General features: G+C 43.5%; 3 protein-coding genes. All 3 read right to left on the bottom strand.

The features are described from left to right. Positions 1-652: 652 nt before the first annotated feature. Genes H6G03_RS36495 through H6G03_RS36505 form a run of 3 tightly spaced genes read right to left on the bottom strand, consistent with a single transcriptional unit; the run spans position 653 to position 6,317 of the window. Positions 653-1,033, bottom strand: a complete 381-nt coding sequence (locus tag H6G03_RS36495; protein ID WP_190475732.1) for a response regulator — start codon at positions 1,031-1,033, stop codon at positions 653-655. Between the two features lie 51 nt (positions 1,034-1,084). Beyond that, the gene (locus H6G03_RS36500; protein ID WP_190475734.1) at positions 1,085-5,203 is read right to left on the bottom strand and encodes a PAS domain S-box protein; all 4,119 of its coding nucleotides are present in this window, start codon (positions 5,201-5,203) and stop codon (positions 1,085-1,087) included. A gap of 55 nt (positions 5,204-5,258) precedes the next feature. Further along, positions 5,259-6,317, bottom strand: coding sequence for an ATP-binding protein (locus H6G03_RS36505; protein WP_242060540.1), 1,059 nt, complete (start codon positions 6,315-6,317; stop codon positions 5,259-5,261). Between the last annotated feature and the right edge of the window lie 155 nt (positions 6,318-6,472).

Consider the following 6,472-nt stretch of genomic DNA (forward strand, 5'->3'; position numbering starts at 1 on the left):
CAGAAATCTATCGCTCGGTAAATCAACTGGAATGCTAACAGTTCTTTTCATTGCGTTGAACATTTGGTGATGAGAATATAGTAGCAAAGTTTTATATATACCGTCAACAAATACCAACTTTTTACTCCTCTGTTGGCGGTGATTTGGAATAAGCTGTCAATCGATATATTAACTTTCTAAAACAACGCTAATTGTCAAAAGAAGGGGCATCGAGCCCCTTCTTTTGACCGTGCTTTCATCCCCACCCGCAAGGGGATGGGGTTTTACGCACGCTCAATAAAATTCGTTTAGTAGTTACCTTATCCATTTTGTCTGCTACGTACCACTGAATGGCTGGAAAGGATCTGGCTAAAATACAGTCTTCTAGAGGCTTAAATACTATTGCCGAAAGAAATTGTTTTATAAGCACACGCTCTCTCCTAAAGGTTGCCCGATTTAATCGATAGATTATAGAACGCGATCGAATAATAAAACCCACATTAGGCATCCTAGACATAGCAGGTCTCATCTAGCAATGGTCTAATGTGGGATACAACTTAGTATTTTCACTTCACCTATAAGTTACGATCAAAATTTGAGTAAATTTTGAGGTAAGCAACATATTTACTGAGATGTTGGGTTGGAAGCCTCATCCCCTCGTGGGTGGGGAGCTTCAACTTAACCACCCCAAAGTGGAAGCCACTCGATCTGCTAATGTCAAAGGGTCAAACGGTTTAGCGATTACTCCAGCCACGTCAAGCTTCGCAAACTGAGCTAGGTCACTAGACTGCACCTTAGCAGTAAACAAAATGACTGGAATCGCTTGAGTAGCTGTATTATTTTGTAACTCTCCCAACACCGTGATTCCGTCCATATCTGGCATCATCACGTCTAGTAAGATGGCATCGAAGCGTTGGGTCTGGGCGATCGCAAGTCCTTCTTTACCTGAAAAAGCCGTCAGCGTCTCCCAACCTCCTAAGTTTTCCAGACAAGCTTGAATAACAGTACAGAGGTTTATTTCATCATCAATAACTAGAATTCGCTTGTCTGACATAAAAAATAGTTGTTATCAGGGCATATTTATTCTATTCGTAATATTATAAGGCTAATCGAGGAGTTTTGGCAATGTGAAATAGAAATTACTGCCTTCTCCTGCAAAACTTTCGACCCAAATTGTGCCGCCATGCTGCTGTACGATACTTTTAGAGATGGCTAAACCCAAACCCGTCCCTCCTTTTTGGCGTGAGTCAGAAGCATCCACCTGTTGAAATCGTCCAAAGATAGTTTGTAACTTATCGGCTGGAATGCCTCGCCCTTGGTCTTTGACTTGAAATAAAACCCGGTCGGCTTGGTCTTGGACACTGAGGGTAACCGTAGTTCCTGGCGGAGAAAATTTAATCGCGTTGCTTACCAGATTAACGAGAGTTTGAATAATGCGATCGCTATCCGCCCAAACTTGAATAGAAGGAGTCGATTCAACAGACAAAGTGATGTTACTTTGTACTGCTAAAGATTGCACTGTTTCCACAGACTGCTGCATAAGTGTTACGGCATCGCACCATTGGAGATTCAGCTTGACCTTCTGTGCTTCGAGTCGCTCTAAGTCAAGAATATCATTAACCAAACGCACTAATCGTTCCGTATCGTGAATGGCGATGTCTAACATTTGTTGGGCAGTTTCTGGCTTGTTTTTCAAAGCACCAGAGGCGAGTAAGCCCAGAGAACCGCGAATTGAGGCAAGGGGCGTTCGCAGTTCGTGGCTGACAATTGAGATAAACTCGCTTTTCATCTTTTCAATGACTCGACTTTCGCTAACGTCCTCTACCGTGCCAACATAACCAATTAATTGACCGGAAACAGAGAGGATAGAAGCTGAGCGCATTTGACAAAACCGAATAGTTTCATCTTTATGGATACAACGAATTTCACCGGAGAATTCTTGCTTTTGGGACACGGCTTTTAACCACCTGGCTGTGACCTCCTCTCGGTCTTCTGGATGGATAAACTGTACCCAACCTTCTCCTAAAGCTTCATCAAACGTGCAGCCAAAAATCGCCTGATAGCGTGGATTCGTATAAATACACTGCCCCTGCATATCCGTCATAAAAATGCCCACAGGTGAAGACTCGCTCAGAGAACGGAATTTAGCTTCGCTCTCTCTGAGAGCTTCTTCTGTTTGTTTGCGAACCTCTTCAAGGTGCTTCGCTTCGGTGATATCTTGATGAACTGCAACCAGAACATCGCCATAGTCGGGATGCCTAAATACAGAAGTCGTCGCCCTACACCAAAATGGAGTGCCATCTTTCTTAACGTTATGGATTTCATACGTAGCTTCACCGTTTTGGAAAATGGCTGACCGAATGGCTTGATTGACATCTTCAGCCGTTACCTCTTCAGTGGCGTAGTTGACTATGGAAACGTGCTGACCGTTGAGTTCGCCGGAGTTATAGCCAAACATCTGCTCAAATTTAGGATTGGTGTAGACAATGACTGCATTATCCGCTTTGATTAAGCATAAGCCTTCTGCCATGTTGCGGGTGATTACAGCCTGAAGCTGGAGCATTTGTTCGGCGTGTTTGCGATCGCTGATATTTTTAATCAACCAGCGAATACCCCTAACTTCACCCTGCTCATCACGGATGGCAGAGGCAGCGATCTCTGTCGGAAAGGAATTTCCCTGCTGAGGTACGATGGTTAGCTCAGATATTTGTCGCCCGGGCAACTGTTGCAGCTGCGCGAGCAAAGTGCGAAAGAATTGCTTCTTTTCGTTACAGACGTAGAGATACAAGGGCTTACCAATTAAATTAGATGAAGGAATAGACAAAAGGTTGCTTGCTGCTTGATTGGCTTCTTCAATTATACCTATTGAATCTGTGAGCAGATAACCATCTGGAGCGAAGTTAAATAAGTCTTCATACCGATTTTGTTCCAACTGAACCGTTAAGATAGCAGCCTTTAATTGTTCATTGTTTTGTCTTAGTTCTTCCTCAGTGATTTGCAGTTCTTCTACAGTAACTTGCAATTCCTCATTAACTCTTTCTAGTTGCTCTTTGTGCTGTAATAATTCCGTATGAGTTTGCTGTAAGTCTTGTTCTGCGCGTTTGCGATCGCTAATATCTAACAATACACCCAGCACTCGCATAGGTTGCCCAAATATATCGTAGACGGCTTTGGCACGAGACATTAACCAATGAACAGAACCATCAGGATGAATCACTCGATGTTCGGCGGCGAAATCGGTGTGGTTTTCCATCGCTTCGGAGAACTTTTGTTCGACCCAACCAAGATCGTCAGGATGAACGCAACTGCGCCAAAGCTCAAGAGTTGGCTTAATGCTAAAGGGATCTAAACCCAGTAGCGTGAAGTGAATATCGTTCCCGACGATATCTTCGCTAGGTAGCAGTTGCATATCCCAAAAGCCGATATGGGTTAAATCTAGAGCCAGTCGGCGGCGTTCTTCACTTTCTTGGAGGGCGGTTAATGTTTCCAGTAGGCGATCGTTTAGCTGAGAAAGTTCTGCCGTTCGCTCTAATACCCGTTGTTCTAGTTGGGCATTTAGTTCTTTTAAAGCCGTTTCTGCTTGTTTGCGATCGCTAATATCAACAGAGAAAATTATTATGCCGCCAATTTCATTTGTAGCAGTATACCAGGGGTGAATTTCCCAGCATACCCATTGCTGTTTCCCATTTGCTCGGATAAACAAATCTTCTTCACTTTTTTCGATTGCCCCAGCTAAACAGCGTTGATGAATCTGTCGCCAGCGTTGGGGAATTTCGGGTAAGATTTCGTAGTGCGATCGACCAATCAGAGATTCGATCGATTCGAGGTTATATTGATCTACCCAGCGCTGACTTGACATTATATAGCGCATATCGCGGTCAAGCATAGCAATACCAGCAGGCGCATACTGAACAAATAAGCGCAGTAGAGCTTCGGTTTGCTTGCGTTCTGCCAGTTCCGTTTGCACAAGTGCAAACAATTGGGATTGCTGAATGGCAATACTCACTTGGCTGGCTAACTGTCGCATCAGATCGATTTCTGATGATTGCCATTGGCGAGGCGCAGCACAATTATGAGCAATTAGCAACCCCCACAATTCACCTCCTTTGACAATAGGAACTACTAAATTGGCTCTAACTTGGAAATTTGCTAGTAATTGCAGATGGTAGGGATCGATTCCGGCATTATAAATATCAGATTTGACAGTAACTAAGCCTTGTTTGTAGGGTTCGACGTACTGGGAGCCAAAGCAAGGATCGTAGATTTCGGTTGCTAAAATAGCTGTCCAGTCAGTACCCACTGATTCAGCAACGACGGTTCCCCGCCATTGTGGGTCAAACTGAAAGATAATTACGCGATCGTTCTGAAGCAACTGTCGAATTTCGTCTACAGTAGTTTGGAAAATGTCCTGTAAATTGAGCGATCGGCGAATCCGTTGGGTGGTTTCCATCACCAAGCGTTGTTGCTCAAATTTCTCTTGCAGTAATCCTTGTGCTTGTTTCCGTAGATCGATCGCCGTCGCCGTTCCAATCATTTGGATCGGTTCTCCTGCTTGGTTATAAAAAGCGTGTCCCCTAGATTCAATCCAATGAATGCTGCCATCTGCCCAGACTACACGATATTCTACTTGGTAAAGGCTGTTGTTTTGAATTGCCTGTTGTACTGCTTGATTGATTCTTTCCCTGTCTTCAAAATATATATATGATAAAAAAGTTTCGTATTTGCCATCAAATGTCCCTGGAGTCAAACCAAATAATTCCTCCTGATCGGGAGACCAATGATTCTTTCCAGTGACAATATCCCAATTCCACATCCCCATTTGTGCCGCAGAAGAAGCTAATTGTATTAATGGATCTTTCTCTTGTACCAATTGTTGATTAAGTTGCTCGATCTTTTGTTTGCCGTATCGAAAATTGCTCGTGAGGAGGTTAATTATTGAACCAACTATTAAAAAAATACATAGCCATAATGTATCAATTGTTTGGGCAATCTCCAAATGATATAAAGGAGGAAGAAAAAAATAATTAATTGCTAATGTGGCAATGGCAATGGTAACAAATCCCGCTCGCCAACTGCCATACCAGGCTGTTACAATAATCGCTATATAGAAGAAAGCACCATTAGGGCGGAGTAAAATTAGCTGTACCCAAAATGTTATGAGTAAAGCGATCGCTGTCGAGCCAAGTACTATTACATAAGGTAAAAATCGCTGAATAAAGTTCATTTAAACTCCTTGTTTTAGGTTGATATTTTTTCCATTCTTTCGTAATTTTATTAATTTATTCGTTCAATAAGATAGGCACAGTGAAATAGAAGTTACTACCTTGTCCTGGAACACTTTCGACCCAAATTCTGCCACCATGCTGCTGTACGATACTTTTAGAGATGGCTAAACCCAAACCTGTTCCTCCTTTCTGGCGAGAGTCAGAAGCATCCACCTGTTGAAATCGTCCAAAGATAGTTTCTAACTTATCAGCAGGAATGCCTCGTCCTTGGTCTTTGACTTCAAATAAAACCCGGTCGGCTTGCTCTTGAACATTAAGCGTAACGGTGCTATGAGGGGGTGAAAATTTAATTGCGTTGCTGACCAGATTAACGAGAGTTTGAATAATGCGATCGCTATCCGCCCAGACTTGAACAGAAGTCGGTTCAACTGATAGTAAAATCTGACTTTCTACTGCCAAAGATTGTATTGTTTTAACTGACTGTTCCAGAAGTGCTGCCCCATCGCACCATTGCTTATTCAGATTAACTTTGTGTGATTCCAGTCGCTCTAAATCGAGAATATCATTAACTAGACGTACTAACCGTTCGGTATCGTAAGTGGCAATGTCTAACATTTGTTGGGCAGATTCGGGCTTGTTTTTGAAGACTCCGGCGGCGAGTAACCCCAAAGAACCGCGAATAGAAGCCAGGGGCGTTCGCAGTTCGTGGCTGACAATTGAGACAAACTCGCTTTTCATCTGTTCAATCGCTCGACGTTCGGTGACATCCTCCACTGTTCCCACATGACCGATTAATTGGCTGCTAGTTCTAGACAGGGGAGATGTTCTCATTTGTGCAAAATGAATAGTTCCATCTTTATGGATATAACGCACCTCAGCCGAAAATTGTTGTTGAGAGGATAGGGTTTGCGACCAATCTTGCATTAGCCATTCTCGGTCTTCCGGATGAACGAATTGTAACCAACCTTCTCCCAAAGCTTCGTCAAAGGTGTAGCCACAGATAGCTTGACAGCGTGGATTGGTATAAGTACAGCGTCCCTCTGCATCCATACGGAAGATACCGACTGGCGAATTCTCACTTAAAGAGCGAAATTCAGCTTCACTCTGCTGCAATGCGGCTGCTACTTGCTGGCGTTCTCTTAGTTCGTCCTGAAGTTGCTGTTGACATCCTCCTCGACCTAAAGGTACGAGGATTCCAAAGATCGCTCTTTGGGCTTCCTCTTTCCACGACTCGGCTTACTTGGAGGGATTTCTCCACCCAGGCAGAG

It is taken from the genome of Aerosakkonema funiforme FACHB-1375 (assembly GCF_014696265.1).
Classification (GTDB): Bacteria; Cyanobacteriota; Cyanobacteriia; order Cyanobacteriales; family Aerosakkonemataceae; genus Aerosakkonema; species Aerosakkonema funiforme_A.

What these genes read in the sequence shown, in the direction of transcription:
- H6G03_RS36495 (WP_190475732.1), bottom strand. Translation starts at nt 1,033, where the DNA reads ATGTCAGACAAGCGAATTCTAGTTATTGATGATGAAATAAACCTCTGT.
- H6G03_RS36500 (WP_190475734.1), bottom strand. Translation starts at nt 5,203, where the DNA reads ATGAACTTTATTCAGCGATTTTTACCTTATGTAATAGTACTTGGCTCG.